General features: G+C 41.7%; 16 protein-coding genes. 15 read left to right on the plus strand and 1 reads right to left on the minus strand.

What is annotated here, in order from left to right; all coding sequences use genetic code 11:
- The first annotated feature begins 4 nt into the window (after nt 1-4).
- The 3 genes from JKG61_RS00140 to JKG61_RS00150 are packed head-to-tail and all read left to right on the plus strand — an operon-like array spanning nt 5 to nt 3,964.
- Nucleotides 5-1,438: a RagB/SusD family nutrient uptake outer membrane protein gene (locus JKG61_RS00140; protein ID WP_202100973.1), complete on the plus strand. Its 1,434-nt coding sequence runs from the start codon at nt 5-7 to the stop codon at nt 1,436-1,438.
- Between the two features lie 14 nt (nt 1,439-1,452).
- Nucleotides 1,453-2,808, plus strand: coding sequence for a hypothetical protein (locus JKG61_RS00145; protein ID WP_202100974.1), 1,356 nt, complete (start codon nt 1,453-1,455; stop codon nt 2,806-2,808).
- A 4-nt stretch (nt 2,809-2,812) separates the two neighbouring features.
- Nucleotides 2,813-3,964, plus strand: a complete 1,152-nt coding sequence (locus JKG61_RS00150) for a TlpA disulfide reductase family protein (RefSeq protein ID WP_202100975.1) — start codon at nt 2,813-2,815, stop codon at nt 3,962-3,964.
- A gap of 79 nt (nt 3,965-4,043) precedes the next feature.
- Here the strand turns inward: JKG61_RS00150 and JKG61_RS00155 are convergent, their stop codons facing one another.
- The gene (locus tag JKG61_RS00155) at nt 4,044-4,625 is read right to left on the minus strand and encodes a TetR/AcrR family transcriptional regulator (RefSeq protein WP_202100976.1); all 582 of its coding nucleotides are present in this window, start codon (nt 4,623-4,625) and stop codon (nt 4,044-4,046) included.
- 71 nt (nt 4,626-4,696) lie between these two features.
- On the opposite strand from JKG61_RS00155, the gene JKG61_RS00160 reads away from it, so the two are divergent.
- The 12 genes from JKG61_RS00160 to JKG61_RS00210 all read left to right on the plus strand — a co-directional run bounded on the left by JKG61_RS00160 (nt 4,697) and on the right by JKG61_RS00210 (nt 16,174).
- Complete coding sequence (locus JKG61_RS00160; RefSeq protein WP_021070888.1) at nt 4,697-4,882, plus strand: hypothetical protein; 186 nt, start codon at nt 4,697-4,699, stop codon at nt 4,880-4,882.
- Entirely contained in the window at nt 4,837-5,250 is a 414-nt protein-coding gene (locus tag JKG61_RS00165; RefSeq protein WP_202100977.1) for a hypothetical protein, read from the plus strand. The genes JKG61_RS00160 and JKG61_RS00165 overlap by 46 nt, the downstream gene beginning before the upstream one ends.
- A 47-nt stretch (nt 5,251-5,297) precedes the next feature.
- The gene (locus JKG61_RS00170) at nt 5,298-6,632 is read left to right on the plus strand and encodes a sigma-54-dependent transcriptional regulator (RefSeq protein WP_202100978.1); all 1,335 of its coding nucleotides are present in this window, start codon (nt 5,298-5,300) and stop codon (nt 6,630-6,632) included.
- A 273-nt stretch (nt 6,633-6,905) separates the two neighbouring features.
- The gene (locus JKG61_RS00175; protein WP_202100979.1) at nt 6,906-7,244 is read left to right on the plus strand and encodes a DUF7674 family protein; all 339 of its coding nucleotides are present in this window, start codon (nt 6,906-6,908) and stop codon (nt 7,242-7,244) included.
- Nucleotides 7,245-7,249: 5 nt separating this feature from the next.
- Nucleotides 7,250-7,633 carry a DUF7674 family protein gene (locus JKG61_RS22845; RefSeq protein WP_237249319.1) on the plus strand — a complete coding sequence of 128 codons (384 nt, stop codon included), beginning with the start codon at nt 7,250-7,252 and terminating at the stop codon, nt 7,631-7,633.
- Nucleotides 7,630-7,707 carry a potassium-transporting ATPase subunit F gene (locus JKG61_RS23230; protein ID WP_144062745.1) on the plus strand — a complete coding sequence of 26 codons (78 nt, stop codon included), beginning with the start codon at nt 7,630-7,632 and terminating at the stop codon, nt 7,705-7,707. The genes JKG61_RS22845 and JKG61_RS23230 overlap by 4 nt, the downstream gene beginning before the upstream one ends.
- A 22-nt stretch (nt 7,708-7,729) precedes the next feature.
- The gene (kdpA, locus tag JKG61_RS00185; RefSeq protein ID WP_202100980.1) at nt 7,730-9,418 is read left to right on the plus strand and encodes a potassium-transporting ATPase subunit KdpA; all 1,689 of its coding nucleotides are present in this window, start codon (nt 7,730-7,732) and stop codon (nt 9,416-9,418) included.
- A gap of 17 nt (nt 9,419-9,435) precedes the next feature.
- Entirely contained in the window at nt 9,436-11,505 is a 2,070-nt protein-coding gene (gene kdpB / locus JKG61_RS00190; RefSeq protein ID WP_202100981.1) for a potassium-transporting ATPase subunit KdpB, read from the plus strand.
- A 136-nt stretch (nt 11,506-11,641) separates the two neighbouring features.
- Nucleotides 11,642-12,211 (plus strand): K(+)-transporting ATPase subunit C, encoded by a 570-nt coding sequence (gene kdpC / locus JKG61_RS00195; RefSeq protein WP_202100982.1) that lies wholly within the window; start codon nt 11,642-11,644, stop codon nt 12,209-12,211.
- Nucleotides 12,212-12,223: 12 nt separating this feature from the next.
- Complete coding sequence (locus JKG61_RS00200; protein WP_202100983.1) at nt 12,224-13,264, plus strand: porin; 1,041 nt, start codon at nt 12,224-12,226, stop codon at nt 13,262-13,264.
- 25 nt (nt 13,265-13,289) lie between these two features.
- Nucleotides 13,290-14,411, plus strand: a complete 1,122-nt coding sequence (locus JKG61_RS00205; protein WP_202100984.1) for a sensor protein KdpD — start codon at nt 13,290-13,292, stop codon at nt 14,409-14,411.
- Between the two features lie 29 nt (nt 14,412-14,440).
- The gene (locus tag JKG61_RS00210) at nt 14,441-16,174 is read left to right on the plus strand and encodes an ATP-binding protein (protein WP_237249320.1); all 1,734 of its coding nucleotides are present in this window, start codon (nt 14,441-14,443) and stop codon (nt 16,172-16,174) included.
- Nucleotides 16,175-16,246 lie beyond the last annotated feature (72 nt).

Genomic DNA, 16,246 nt, shown 5'->3' on the forward strand with positions numbered 1-16,246 from the left:
AACAATGAAGATTATATATATACTCGTCGCGGCCGTGTTGACACTTTTTGCCTCCTGCGACAAATATTTAGAATTACAGCCCAAAGATACACTCGTAGTGAATGGTATGCCAGAGGTTAAAATGATGATGTCATCTTACCTCAGCTCGATGACGGTGAAAGAGAATTTTCAGATAAGCTACAATGGTAGGAAGATTTCCTGGCCCTATAATCGGGATTTAATGGCTGGTTTCTTATTTTATTCGGATGATGCAGATATGATGACGGTATTGAGCAATAGCTATTCGAAGAAGTATGAACCTGAGTATTTTGAGAATAAAGATTGGAAGGGATTTAGTACTGCAAATAGGGCTTGGTATCAACTTTATTCACATATCGGTTATCTGACCTCGGTTATTACAGAAGCAGAGCGTTTTAAAGGTGAAGCGGAATATGCCACAGTAATCGGAGAGGCATTGGTGCTGCGCGCTTATTTTGCGTTAAAGTTACAGCAGTATTTTGCACCCTTAGATCAAGAAAATCTAGGTATTCCGCTGAATCTTGATCTTAATGAGTTTAGAGGTATTCCACGGCGTAATCAGAAAGACGTGTATCGGATTATTATTGGCGATCTGCACAAGGCTTTGACTTTGGGAGGTTACAAATCCAATTGGAATGTTTTTCATAATCCTAATATTATACATCATATCCTAGCTCAGGTGCATATGTACAAATCTGCGACTATTGCAAAGGAGGAGTCGGATTGGCAAGAAGTAGAAAAGTATAGCAATGAAATCACTTTAAGATATCCCTTGGAAGCTACTGTCGCGGAGATTAATGCTACGATGAAGCCCGCTACCATTGGTTATTTTAAAGAGAATCCATTCAATTTTTTGACTATTGCTTGGTCGATTCCTCCAAGGAATAATACGTCATCTCTCTGGGGCGTAGGATCTACACGAATGATGCCGAGTCCTGAATTGTTGAGTTTATATGCTCCAAGTGATATCCGTAAAGAAGCTTTTTTCGATGCCAAAAATAACTTCAATAAGTATGTGTTTAAAATATTGTCTGTAGAGGATTATCAAGTGCTGTTTCGGGTTGCTGATGTACACTTGATGCAGATCGAGGCGGAGTGGATGAATGGAAAAAAAGCGGAAGCAAAGCAAAGGTTAGTTGCTTTTATCAAAAATAGATCATCTGTTGATGCAGCAATCAATGATCAGGATTTTTTGGAGATTTTACGTAAAGAACGTCGTAAAGAGTTGGTCGCTGAGATAGATATGCGGTGGATTGACATGAAAAGGAATCGGATGTCAATAAAAAGAGATGCAGCAGGGGATAAGGGAATTGGTAGGGAGACGTATATGTTGGAAGCAAATGATTATCGCTATACGATGCCAATACCAGAGGCCTCTGAGTTGAATTATAATAAGATCGAACAAAATCCAGGGTGGTAATACATTTAGATATCATGAAACAGAGTTTTAAAAATATAGTATACTTAATAGGGGTGGTCTCTTTGTTTGCGCAATCGTGTAAGCCTGATGAATTTGCAACATTTGAGAATCCTATACAGGATGAGGAAATAAAAATTATAGAATTGGTGTCCGACCATAAGACTGTCCTTGCTGATGGTACGGCTGAAATGGAGTTTCGCTATTTGGCTTATGGGATTAAGGAGGTTTTGAAGTTAAAAAAGGAGACGATTGGAAAAGAAATAGTGTATTCGGAGGAAAGCGTGTTGGATACTTTTTTGATCCCCAAGGATCGGATATCACCGGATTTTGTGAAAGTATATTTTGCAGACGGTAGATTGTTAGCGAACAATCGGTATAAACCAGAAGCAGGAGAGGCGGTGACACAACAGTTTTATGCAAAAGGGGGGGCGATAACTTCGGATAAACTGACCATAACAATACGTAAAGACGAAGTCTCTGCAGGTTGGGAGGAACTGGAGATTCCATTGATGTTCCATCTGATGATCCCTCCAGCGACCGTACGTCCTACCTATGAGGCATCCTCAACTATATTACAAGAGAAAGTGGATTACCTCAATCGGGTATATAATAAAATAGCATCTAAGGATCCTAACGGTGGCCACGCAAAAATCAAGTTTGTATTGGCCAAATATGACCCTAAAGGGAATCTCTTACAGGAGCGTGGATTACGCCGGGTCAATGTGGCAGAAAATATGAACTTAGCAGGATATAAGACAGCGATTGCTAAAGAGCTTTGGAACCCAGCACAATATCTAAACATCTATCTCTGTAAGTTTGCAGACAATTGGTCCCAAACCGGTAGCTCTTCTTACATAGCGCCTATGCCTACCATGATATTGAAAGGGCAGAAAGCTATACCTGGAATACCTGCGAGAGAGGTGCCTGCATGGGACGAAAAAGAAATAAAGGATGTAACGGATGTGAGTATCATATTCAGTGTGAGTGAGTTTTTTAACCCCTCGCAATGGGATAGCAACAATGCAAACAATTCATTTGATTTGTCCACAGTGATAGGCTATCATTTAGGACTGTTTCAAATGGAAGCCAAACTTAAATATAATTCGAGCACAGGAAAGAGTGAATATGAGCTTTTTGACGGAGATACCGATTATTGCCCGGATACGGATGTATATACAGGTATGGAATTTGGTATTTACAAGAGAGAATATTTTGAAGAGCGCATGTTTACCACATTTAATGTTATGGCTGGGTCGAGCCGTAAAAATTCGATAACGCTGGATCAGGCTGCTAGAATAAGAGAAGTGTTGGAAAAATGCCCGTCACGTTGGTATTATAAGTCGAAGTGGGCAGTAACAGGTAAAAAGTAAATCGATGAAAAAGAATAATGTAAAGAAAGCTGTGGGATTGGGCTGTTCTTTTTTTCTTGGACTGTCTGCGGTTATGGCGCAGTCGGGGTACACGATAAAGGGACAACTGAAGAAAGGTACGGCGTATGAGAAGGTTTATAAAGTATATAAGCAGGGAGGGCAGGAACAGCTCGATTCGTCCTTAGTTAAGCATAGAAAATTTAGTTTTAAAGGGAGTGTGGATGAACCTACATTGGTCACACTTTATTTGGTACGGAAGGGTCAGTCCTATGCCCCACGTATGCAAGAGGCTAAACGAACTGCTTTTTATGTGGATGGCGGAACAACACGCATCACGAATGGGCTGTCCTTGGAAGATTTTATCGTAGAGGGGACGGCTATTCAGCAAGAATACCTGAAATACCGTGCGAGTACAGCGGATCTCGATCGGCAAATTGATAGTCTCAATCGAGCTTATTCACAGGTGAGTAAGAGTGAAGGGCGAAATGGAGAAGATCTTATCCGTATCCGTAAAGCAGGGATGGATGCCTCTTATCAGCGTATAGATCAGTTAGCTCGTTTTGTTGCCGAGAATAATGGTTCCTATTTCAGTCTGATAGCGCTACAGGAACTGGTGAAAGCGAATAGAGATAGTGAAGAGCTTCTGCAGCTCCTTTCTCGTCTAGAGGCTAAAATAGGAGAGTCTACAAAGGGAGAGCAGGTTGCAAAGCAGATTCAGGTATTGCATGCCACCCGCATAGGAGCACAGGCTCCCGATTTTACGCAGAATGACGTCAATGATAAGCCAGTAAGTTTGTCGGACTTTCGTGGTCAATATGTTCTTCTGGATTTTTGGGCATCGTGGTGCGGTCCATGTAGAGGAGAGAATCCACATGTGGTGGCCGCTTATGAGAAGTTTAAGAACAAGAACTTTACGGTGCTCGGGGTCTCTTTGGATCAAAACGGAAAAAAGGAAAATTGGTTGAAAGCCATAGAGGAAGATAAACTCACTTGGACCAATGTGAGCGATTTGAAGTTTTGGAAAAATGAAGCAGCACTACTATATGGTGTGCGTGCAGTTCCTCAGAATTTTCTTATAGGTCCGGATGGTAAGATATTGGGTAAAAATCTACGGGGAAAGGAATTGTCTACGAAGTTGGAGCAATTACTAAACTAATACATTAATCTTTTGAAGCTAAGAAAGCCATTATAGGAGTATTCGTGCTCTTATAATGGCTTTTTGATTTTTCTTTTCCTTAGTTTAAATACGGAACGAAGATAGAAAGAACATCTTCTCGATACACAGCAAGTGCTTCTTCGCCACGTAGCTGATCGGTGAGTTCGTTGGCGGATATCCAAAAGTCGGAAATCAAGAAGAGCTGGCGTACAAGTCTATTTTGTAGGGTACTAGAAATATCTGTGCGGAATACGCCGTTGTGCGCTAGATTGTTAAAGAGGTGTGAAAACTCCTTCTCGCGTTTAGAAATCAACTGTTGATAGGCCTCGCGTATACTGGGAATCCAGCTGGCTAATTCCACAAAATTTATAAATATAAACCGATAAGTCTCGATTAAATGAAATGATGAATCGATATACTGATGCAGTTCTTCAATAGTTTGTATGCTGTGCTGTGCAATATCTTGTACAATCTGATCGTAGGATGCAGTAAGCTGCCCGAAAAGAGCCTGTATAATATCTTCGGTATGCTTAAAATGGTAATGAAGATTACCCGGACTGATTCCCATTGCAGTAGCGATATGACGGGTTGTTACGCTCCGTATACCTTCCTGATTATAGAGGGCTAGAGCAGCTTGTAAGATTCTATCTTTGGTATTCATTATTCAAATTTAGAACAATTGTTCTAAAATCAAAAACTTTAAGTACATTTGTAGAAAATAAGCAAAAAGCTATGAGTGGTAAAAAAGAAGGCTGGATTAAGTCAACTTACCAGGAGATTAAACAAACAATAATGGATATCAAACCCGATGACTCACCGACAAAGAAGTTTGGTAAGCGTTTGGGATTTGTAATGTTTATGACATTAATGGTATGCGGAGCTATCGCTATGTTAATAGCCATCTCTTTTGCTCATTAGTGCGGGAGCTGGCCGACCCGCTTTATATTTTATATTGGGGTTGTTGGTTTTTGGTCCGGTTCTCGAGACAGGCAGGAACTCCGATTCCTTTTGTAAATAGCTGGTTGACCGATTTTGTTTTTGTGCCTGTAGTTGTACATTTTGCTTTGGTCTTGGGTTGCACGCTTTTCAATCATGGTAAACCTTTCGCTTTTCCTTTATTGCATATACTTTGTTATTCCTTGTTGACAGCTGTTGTTTTTGAAGGTGTAATGCCTCATCTCACGGATTATAATACGGCAGATTGGGGCGATGTACTGGCTTATTTTGCAGGTGGACTTTTTTATTATGTTGTACACCAGCCCTGGTTTGTACGCCGGAATCTTTAAAAGCTAGCAAGAATTTTATAGCTTCGCATATACTATAGCTATAAAACGTGAATAGAGTACTCATAATTGACGATGAAGATAAGCTGAGACAGCTGATGGCCAAAATCATTGGTCTGGAAGGTTTTGAAGTTTTTCAGGCCGATGATATCAAATCGGGATTAAAACGGTTGGACTTGACTGATATCGATGTCGTAATCTGCGATGTAAAGCTACCTGATGGAAGCGGTGTCGATACCGTAAAACTCATAAAAGATAAGCATCCCTATGTAGAAGTTATACTATTGACCGCTTATGGTAATATACCGGATGGTGTACAGGCTATAAAGAACGGTGCGTTTGACTATATCACTAAAGGTGATGATAATAATAAAATAATTCCACTTCTATACAAAGCTTATGATAAGGCTTCTCTAGCTAAGAAGGTCAATCAACTGGAAAATCGGTTAGTGAAAAAGTATGCCTTTGAAAAAATCGTTGGTAAATCAAAAGTATTACAACGGACTATTGAATTGGCTAAAAAAGTTGCGAGAACAGACACGACGGTGTTGTTGACTGGAGAGACGGGTACGGGAAAAGAGGTTTTTGCGCAATCTATACATCAGGAAAGTAACCGTTCGAAAGCGAGTTTTGTAGCGATCAATTGTTCTGCCTTCAGTAGGGAACTATTGGAGAACGAACTCTTTGGACATCGGGCAGGTGCTTTTACGGGAGCAAATAAAGATCAGAAGGGCTTATTTGAGGAGGCACATAAAGGCACTATATTCCTGGACGAGGTAGGAGAAATGGCGCTCGAATTACAGGCCAAAATACTCCGTGTGCTGGAGACAGGTGAATTTCTTAAAGTTGGAGATTCTAAGCCTACTAAAGTAGATGTCCGTATTATTGCGGCGACGAATAGGAATCTCGAAGAAGAAATAGCGAAGGAAACTTTTCGTAGTGATCTTTTTTATCGGCTGTCTGTCTTTGCTATTCATCTGCCAGCGTTGAGGGAGCGAAAGGAAGATATCAAAGACTTAGCACTTCACTATACGCAGGATTTTTCATTAAAAGCTGGGAAGAAGCCACTGTACATAACGGATGAATACCTTTCCGCATTACAGCATAGCGAGTGGAAAGGTAATATCAGGGAGTTGAAGAATGTAATCGAACGTAGTGTTATTTTGTCTGATGGGCATACCCTGGAAGTGGGAACATTACCTTCGGACATGCAAGGTGAAGGAATAAAGGTAACGACGACATCTGCTATGTCGCTGTCCGAAATGGAACGCGTACATATACACAAAGTATTACAACATACCGGTGGTAATAAAGCAGAAGCAGCACGTTTGCTGGAAATCGGTGCAGCAACGCTGTACCGAAAAATAGAAGAGTACAAACTATAGTACCGATCAAGAACAAATTGACTCATTTTGAGAAAGAGCCTATCATTTTGATAGGCTTTTTTTGTGCCTTTATTATTTCTAGATATTGTTTTTTGTTGTATTACAGTTGTTTGTGTGTTTTTGTTCGTCCTTGGAATGAGCTTTGGCATTAGGCTATAAAAACAAATAGAAAATATGATGTCAATTATTTTATTAGTACTGGGACTTATCTGTTTTGCACTGCTATTTAAATCAGTCTCTTTTTTTGATAAAATCTAATAACAGAAACTAGAAATGGAAACCAAAATCAAAAACACTTTGCAACAGTGGATTCCAGGAATCCAGGGGTGCATAGAGACCGTATCTGATTATGAGTTACTGCATCAATTGGCCAGTTCTTGTATCCATAGAATTCATCTGGGGACGGAGGAAGATCTTATTTGGGTGGAAGATATCGCTAAAGTGGTTAATGTCTTGTATCAGAGTGGTAATAGGTATACTAAAAATGCGATTGAAAACGAGTTTTTATGTGAGCTGGTACAAGAAGAATGTCCTGCAAGTCTTAAGCTGCATATGAACCTACTTCCCAAAGAGCTTAGAAAGGAATATTTGAAAGTCATTTTAGAAAACTAATGGCAATGAAAAAGATCGACGAAGAAAATATCGCACATTATTTGGCCGGTGATTGTAAAGAAATAGAAGAAGAGATACAGCAGTTGTTACGTAAACGGAATCTCGCAGGTGTGTTGCAGGCTGTAGTTAACTTTTTAAGAAACCTATTGCATCATAATAGGCTTCCAGAGGTATTAGCCCACCTTCAATTTTTGGCCCGTTTACACCGTAGCGGAAATCGGTACATACGCTACCTGATTGAGAATCTAGTCGTTCGCTCCTTTGAAGGATTAAAAAGACAGTGTCAGCAAGGACAATGGGAGTCTCTCTATGCAGGTATTCCTGTACAGTTGCAGCATATTTATCAACGGCAGACTGCCGAGAACTTAATTCAAAAATTAAAACGATGATCATCCTATTTATTGCAGCGATTGCAGTGTTTGCTTATATCGCCTACGTATTACTCAATCCCGAAAAATTTTAACGATTTAAATACTGATTTATATATGAACACCGAAATTTTAAGTGTCGTCATTCTATTTCTGCTAACAGTCATTCTTGCAATTCCCTTGGGAAAGTATATTGCTAGCGTATATAGTGGCGAAAGAACCTTGTTGGATAAGGTATTGGGGCCGTTGGAAAAGCTCTTTTTTAAGTTCAGTGGCATTGATTCCTCCAAAGAGATGGGATGGAAGCAACAAATGATCGCTATGCTGACCATTAATATGGTTTGGTTTATCATAGGGATGCTCTTGCTGATGACGCAAGGCTTTTTACCGCTCAATCCGGATGGTAATCCGAGTATGTCTGCGGATTTAGCTTTTAATACGACTATATCTTTTGTGGTTAATTGTAATCTACAACACTATTCTGGAGAGACTGGAGTGAGTTATCTCGCACAGTTGTGGTTGATGTTTTTGCAATTTGTCAGTGCAGCAACTGGATTGGCGTCGGCAGTGATTGTATTCAGGGCTTTTCGCGAGAAGACTGTAACGGCATTGGGTAATTTTTACAACTATTTTGTGTTGTCCTGTACACGCATACTATTGCCGACATCACTTCTGGTAGCGGTGGTGCTTATTTTTCAAGGTACACCGATGACTTTTGAAGGAAAGGATACGATACGGACATTGGAAGGGCAGACCGTTGAGGTTTCCCGTGGACCCGTAGCTGGATTTGTCGCGATAAAACACGTTGGGACCAATGGTGGAGGTTTCTTTGGCACAAATGGGGCACACCCGTTTGAAAATCCGACATACCTAACCAATATGCTGGAGATGATGGCACAGATGATTATTCCGCTGGCTATGTTGTTTGCCTTTGGATATTTTACCAAGAGAGTACGCTTCTCATGGATGATGTTTTCGGTGATGACCTTTGGTTTTCTGATGCTGGTCATTCCTAATATATATATGGAGATGAAGGGAAATCCAGCGATATCAGAAATGGGAGTCAATACTGATCTAGGGGCTACGGAAGGAAAAGAAATACGTATTGGAGCAGCAGCGTCAGGTTTTTGGAGCATAGCTACTACGGTGATTTCCACTGGATCGGTCAATAGTATGCATGATAGTACCATGCCTTTGTCCGGTATGAATGAGCTGTTGGCGATGATGATTAATAGTTTTTATGGCGGCGTAGGTGTTGGTATTTTAAACTTCTTCATTTTCGTCATATTGGCGGTATTTATCAGTGGTTTGATGGTGGGGCGTACGCCGGAGCTTTTTGGTAAAAAAGTAGAGGCCCGTGAAATGAAGATTGCGATGGTCATAGCGTTGATACACCCTTTCCTTATCCTGGTCGGCACGTCTTTATCTGCAGCGTTTCCAGCGTTGACCGCAGATACATTGAATAATACCGGATTCCATGGTTTTAGCGAGATGCTGTATGAATATACTTCTGCCTCGGCTAATAATGGGAGTGGTTTTGAAGGTTTAGGAGATAATACGCTGTGGTGGAATATCAGTACAGGAATTGTTCTGATCCTGAGCCGGTTCTTACCTATTATTGGACCTGTGGCTATTGCCGGATTGATGGCCGAAAAGAAATTTATCCCCGAAGGAGAAGGGACTTTAAAAACCGATACAGCCACATTTGGTGTGATGATTTTTACAGTTATCATGATTGTTGCAGCATTGGCGTTCTTCCCTGCTTTGACTTTAGGACCGCTTGCTGAATACTTTTCAATGCGTTAATTATAAATACTATTCTCATGGAAACTAATAAATCCTTGTTTCAAGGAACTATGATAAAAGATGCGGTTAAGCAATCTTTCATAAAGCTAAGCCCTGCGCATATGTACCGTAATCCTATTATGTTTACGGTCGAAGTGGGGACACTTATTATGTTGTTGGTCTGTATCTGGATTGCTTTTGGCAAACAGGGGCAAGGCAGTCTGGTATATAACTTTGTCGTATTTGTCGTACTGTTGCTGACCTTGCTGTTTGCAAATTTTGCAGAAGCAATAGCGGAGGCACGAGGTAAGGCTCAGGCGGATAGTTTGCGGAAGACGCGTGAAGATACACCAGCAAAGTTAGCTGATGGGAGCGAGGTTTCGTCTTCGACATTACGTAGAGGAGATCTGTTCTACTGCGTGGCGGGTGATGTGATTCCATCCGATGGAGAGATTGTCGAAGGGCTGGCTACCATTGACGAAAGTGCTATTACTGGGGAGTCGGCTCCTGTAATCCGGGAGGCCGGTGGAGATAAAAGCTCCGTGACGGGAGGTACCAAGGTGTTATCGGACCGTATCGTAGTGCGGGTAACAGCTCAGCCTGGGGAGAGCTTTCTGGATAAAATGATTGCCTTGGTAGAAGGTGCGAGTCGTCAAAAGACACCGAATGAAATAGCGTTGACTATTCTGTTAGCTGGATTTACGCTTGTGTTTATTTTGGTGACAGTTACATTAAAACCTTTTGCAGACTATGCGAATGTACCTATTACTATTGCATCGTTTATTGCGCTTTTTGTGTGTCTAATTCCTACTACGATTGGAGGATTACTGTCAGCGATCGGTATTGCCGGAATGGATCGGGCATTGAAAGCTAATGTAATTACGAAGAGTGGTAGGGCGGTAGAGACCGCAGGTGATATCGATGTGTTATTATTGGATAAAACAGGGACAATAACTATCGGCAATAGGAAAGCAACTCATTTTTATCCTGTCGACGGCGGCAGTAGTGCTGCTTTGATAGAAGCAGCCTTGTTGAGTTCAGTAAATGATGAAACTCCGGAAGGAAAATCCATCGTGGAATTGGCTGCGGCTACGGAACATGCCAAGATCTTGACGGATAAGGAGCGTGTTGCCTATCTGAAAGGTGATGTGCCTGTGTTTGAATATCGCTTGTCCCAACTGAATTTTATTCAATTTACAGCAGAAACCCGCAGCTCGGGGGTGGATGTCGACAGCAGAAAAATACGTAAAGGTGCAACAGACGCAATGCGGGCTCAGGTGGAAGCCGCTGGTCATGTATTTCCTTTGGATGTGCTGGAGCGTGTAAAAACAATTGCGGAAAATGGTGGAACTCCACTGGTAGTTACGGAAAATAGTACTCCCCTCGGCGTGATCGAGTTACAGGATATTATTAAGACGGGGATACAAGAACGATTTGAGCGGCTGCGTAAAATGGGCATCAAGACGGTGATGGTCACAGGGGATAACCCGCTGACAGCCCGGTATATCGCTGAAAAGGCCGGTGTAGATGATTTTATAGCGGAGGCGAAGCCTGAGGATAAGATGAACTATATAAAAAATGAACAGATGGCGGGTCGATTGGTCGCGATGATGGGGGATGGTACAAACGATGCTCCAGCGCTGGCACAGGCTGATGTGGGGGTAGCGATGAACAGTGGTACTCAAGCTGCCAAAGAAGCTGGTAATATGGTTGATCTGGATAACGACCCGACCAAACTTATCGAGGTCGTAGAGATTGGAAAACAGTTGTTGATGACTCGAGGTACCCTGACTACGTTTAGTATTGCTAATGATGTGGCTAAATATTTTGCTATTATCCCCGCTTTGTTTGTTGCAGCGATTCCTGCTTTGCAGGGACTCAATATTATGCGTCTGCATAGTCCAGAGAGTGCTATACTCGCAGCTGTTATTTTTAATGCGTTAGTGATTCCTATTCTGATTCCATTGGCTTTAAAAGGAGTCGCCTATAAGCCTATCGGAGCGAGTGCATTGTTGCGGAGAAATCTATTGATATATGGACTTGGAGGAGTATTGGTTCCTTTTATTGGGATTAAGCTTATTGATATAGTTCTTTCGCTATTCTTTTAACTTTTACGGTGTAAAGATTTAAACAAATAATACATATATGAGATACTCATGTTTAGCAAAGCACGAACCCCATGGGTATTCTATTCCGATAGATCGGAACAAGTTAATGACAGATAAAAGACAGATATATACACATATGAAAACAAATATATTACCCGCTATAAAACTGACGCTCGCTCTGCTCGTCTTGTTTGTTGTAGCCTATCCAGTATTACTATGGGGGATAGGTCAATTGTCTAATGGTAAAGGAAAAGGAGTTGTCGTTGTGCAGGATGGAAAAACCTATTATAAAAATATCGGACAGTCTTTCAAGGAGGCGAAGTATTTCTGGTCTAGACCCTCGGCTGTAGATTACAATGCAGCTGGATCAGGAGCTAGCAATAAAGGTCCCAATGAAGAAGCATATCTTGCTACCGTAGAGCAACGGATTGCTGATTTTTTACAACAGAATCCTGGTGTGAGCGTTTCAGATATCCCTGTAGATTTAGTCACTGCCAGTGGTAGCGGTCTCGATCCTCATATTTCTGTAGCAGCAGCGCGTGTACAGGTAGCGAGAATAGCGCAACAGCGCAATTTGAAGGAGACGCAGCTCATGACACTCATTGGTGATCATGTCGAGCAGCCTCTTTTAGGCTTATTAGGACCAGAAAAAGTAAACGTACTGATGCTTAATTTGGCTTTAGATAGTTTGGATAGCTCATTTTAAGGAATATAGAAGATGAAGAGTATTGCTGTTTTGATGGGAACAATGTTTTGCTGTAGCCTGTCTATGGCTCAGGATAATAGGGAGATACGGATCGGAGGGTATGCTGAAATCTATTATCAGCATGATTTTGATGCTGCTAAATCGAATCAAAGGCCTAACTTTATATATAGCCATAATAGGAATAATGAGGTGAGTTTAAATCTGGGAATGGTGAAGGTATCTTATAGGTCGGAAGGTGTGCGGGCTGATTTAGCGCTCGGAGTGGGGTCTTATATGAATGCCAATTATGCGGCAGAACCGGATGTGCTGAAAAATATCTATGAAGGTCATATTGGTGTTCGCCTTTCCAAAGCACACGAACTGTGGCTAGATGTAGGGGTGCTCCCCTCTCATATCGGAGCCGAAAGTGCGGAAGGGGTGAATTGTCCAACATTGACGAGGAGTATAATGGCTGAAAATTCTCCTTATTTTGAAACGGGAGCTAAGCTGTCTTATCAAACACGGAATGAAAAATGGCAGATGGCATTATTGGCACTCAATGGCTGGCAACGGATACAGCGAATAGATGGAAATACAACACCTGCATTTGGGCATCAATTGACCTATCTACCATCCGATCGTTTGATACTGAATAGCAGTTCTTTTGTCGGCAATGACCAACCGGACAGTACCCGACAGATACGTTATTTTCATAATCTGTATGGGCAATATCAATGGAGTGAAAAAATTAATTTTACGGCAGGCTTCGATGTGGGTACACAGCAGAAAAGCAAAGGGAGCAATAGGTATTATCAATGGTATACAGCAGCTTTGATTGTGCAGTATAAATTCCATGACAAAATGGCGATGGCTGGGCGGACGGAGTATTATAAAGACCGTCATGGAGTAATCCTTTCGACAGAGGATCCTAAAGGCATGGAGTCTTTTGGGGCATCGGTCAATGTGGATTATCAAATATTGCCCAATCTGGTCTGGAGGACAGAGGTTAAAGATCTGGTGCTGCGGGGCAGGCAGCACTGGAGTGCGCTGAGTGCCTTGGCTGTCAGGTTTTAATGCATTCTTTTAATCTTGTAGCGATATGGAAGAAAATAAACGGGCTGAACATTTTTTAGAGCTGATTAAAAAATCGAGAAGAGGCAAATTTAAACTCTATATAGGAATGAGTGCTGGTGTAGGCAAAACCTATAGAATGCTACAGGAAGCTCATGGTCTGCTGAAGAATGGGATCGATATCAAAATCGGATATATAGAAACGCACTTTCGTAAAGAGACTCATGCGCTTCTGGAGGAACTGCCTGTCATCCCACGTAAGCGTATGTTTTACAAAGGCAAGGAGTTGGAAGAAATGGATCTGCAAGCGATCTTGTCGGTACGCCCTGAGGTGGTGATCGTTGATGAACTGGCGCATACTAATATGGAGGGAAGCGCCAATGAAAAGAGATGGCAGGATGTAATGGACATCCTTACTGCAGGAATCAATGTGATCAGTGCGGTGAATATTCAGCATATCGAGAGTCTTAATGATGAAGTGCGTGCTATTACAGGTGTAGAAGTCAGAGAGCGCATACCGGATAGTGTCGTAGCTTTGGCCGATGAAGTGGTTAATATCGACCTTACTGCGGAGGAGTTAATTGATCGGCTGAAAGCAGGAAAAATCTATGATCAAAATAAGGTAAATACGGCCTTAATCAATTTTTTTAAAAGTGGTCATATCCTGCAGTTGCGGGAGCTGGCGCTCAAAGAGGTCGCTTCACAGGTACAACGTAAAGTCGAAACGGAAGTCGCTCCGTTGCGTACGTTAAGAAAAGAACGTCTTCTGGCCTGTATCAGTTCGAACGAAAAAATAGCTCGGACCATCATCCGTAAAACGGCGCGATTGGCAAATTATTATAATGCGGTATGGTATGTGCTATATGTACAGACTGCAAAAGAAGGGGTGGACAAGATAGCGCTGGATAAGCAGCGCTATCTTATCAATAATTTTAAGTTGGCGACGGAACTGGGGGCGGAAATCATAAAAATAAAAAGTAACGGTATCACACAGGCTATTCTTTCTCAATGCGAAGAGAGGAAGATAACGACGGTATGTATCGGAAAACCTCGTATAAGTCTGTTCCGGATTATTCTGGCGACAGATACGTTCAATACCTTATTAAACAAACTGTCTAAAGAGCATATAGATTTGGTGGTGTTGAGCTAGAGAGGGGCGTAGATTGAATAACGAATGGTATGAAGATGAACATAAAAGCAAAAATTACCTTTGGGGTAGGGTTGTTGTTCTTCCTTATTGTATTGCTTGCTGCGGTTAGCGGTTGGTATGTCAATCAGTTGAAAAGAGATACGAACAATATATTGGTGGCTAATTATAATACCCTGCTGTATGCCAATAACATGTTGGCTGTGCTGGATGAGCTGGACACAGATCCGGTCGCCGTGAGCCTTTTTAAAGAAAATCTGGATAAGCAGCTGCTTAATATGACGGAGGTGGGAGAGAAAGAAGCGACCCAATTAATTTTGGAACACCTACAGGCGTTGGAGAAAAAACCGGATGACATTCTGTTGGTTGCGGCTATTCGTACTGATATTACCGGTTTAATGCGTCTTAATATGGAAGCTATACAACGGAAAAGTGATGTAGCGGGTGATACTGCCCATCACGCTATCGTTATTATATCCATTACAGGAGGACTGTGTTTTCTGATTGCTTTTGTTTTATTGGTCAATCTTCCTTCTTCTATCGCTAACCCGATTACGGAGCTCTCTGAAAGTATCAAGGAGATAGCTAATCAAAACTATAAGAAACGTGTATTCTTTTCAGGACATCGTGAGTTTGGTGAGCTGGCTGATTCCTTTAATACGATGGCTGAGAAACTGGAAGAGTATGCCGACAGTAAGCTGGATAAGTTACTGAAAAGTAAGAAGCGTATAGAAACGCTGATCGAACGCATGCATGATCCGGTTATCGGGACAGACGAACAAGAATACGTTTTGTTCGCGAATGAGCAGGCCTGTAAAGTAACAGGTATGAAAAAGGAGGAGCTGCTCGGAGCATCGATCCGGGATCTGGCATTGCATAATGATTTATTGCGTGATGTCTATCGTGATTGGAACAAAGAGCAAGAGCGCTCGGGGAATAATAAAGTGCTAAAGATATATGCGGATAGTAAGGAAAGCTACTTTGAGCAAGAGTTGGTCGATATAGGTATTGTTCCAACGGGAGAAAGTCAGGAACAGTTTATAGGGCGGGTGATTCTGTTGAAGAATGTTACGGCCTTTAAAGAGATGGATCTGGCGAAGACTAATTTTATCGGAACAGTATCCCATGAATTTAAAACTCCGATTGCTTCTATAAAATTAGGGGTCCAATTATTGGAGAATAGACAGGTCGGTGAATTGAATGACGAACAGACAAACCTGGTGTCGGGTATTAAGGACGATTTACAGCGTTTATTGGATATCACGGGTGAGCTGTTGAATATGGCGCAGGTCGAAAGTGGCGCTATACAGATGAATGTTGCTTTGGCTGAGGTTAGGCCTATTGTCGAATATGCGGTTGAAGCCAATCGGGTAGTGATGGAGCAACGACATATAAAGATGGATGTGGCCATTGATCCGGTAGTTACCACAGTGAGGGCAGACTCAGAGAAAACGGCTTGGGTGTTGACAAATTTGTTGTCCAACGCGTTGCGCTATTCGCACGATGAGTCGATTGTCTATATTCATGTCTATAGCAAAGAGGGAAAAGTCTGGTTTTCGGTAAGGGACACCGGACAGGGGATACTACCAGAGTATATGGATAAAATTTTTCACCGCTATTTCAGAGTACCCGGCTCTAAAAAAGAAGGAACTGGATTGGGGCTGAGTATAAGCAAAGAGTTTATCGAAGCACAAGGCGGAGAGATTATTGTGGCGAGTGAGTATGGGGTAGGGAGTGTATTCTCTTTTTGTCTTAAGATGAGTTGATCATTTATTGTTTCATTTGATTTGAACCTCAGCCTAAAATCTGAGGTTTTTTTGTTGATCAGTTTTTTTTTA

This window comes from Sphingobacterium faecale (genome assembly GCF_016746095.1).
Taxonomy (GTDB): Bacteria; Bacteroidota; Bacteroidia; order Sphingobacteriales; family Sphingobacteriaceae; genus Sphingobacterium; species Sphingobacterium faecale.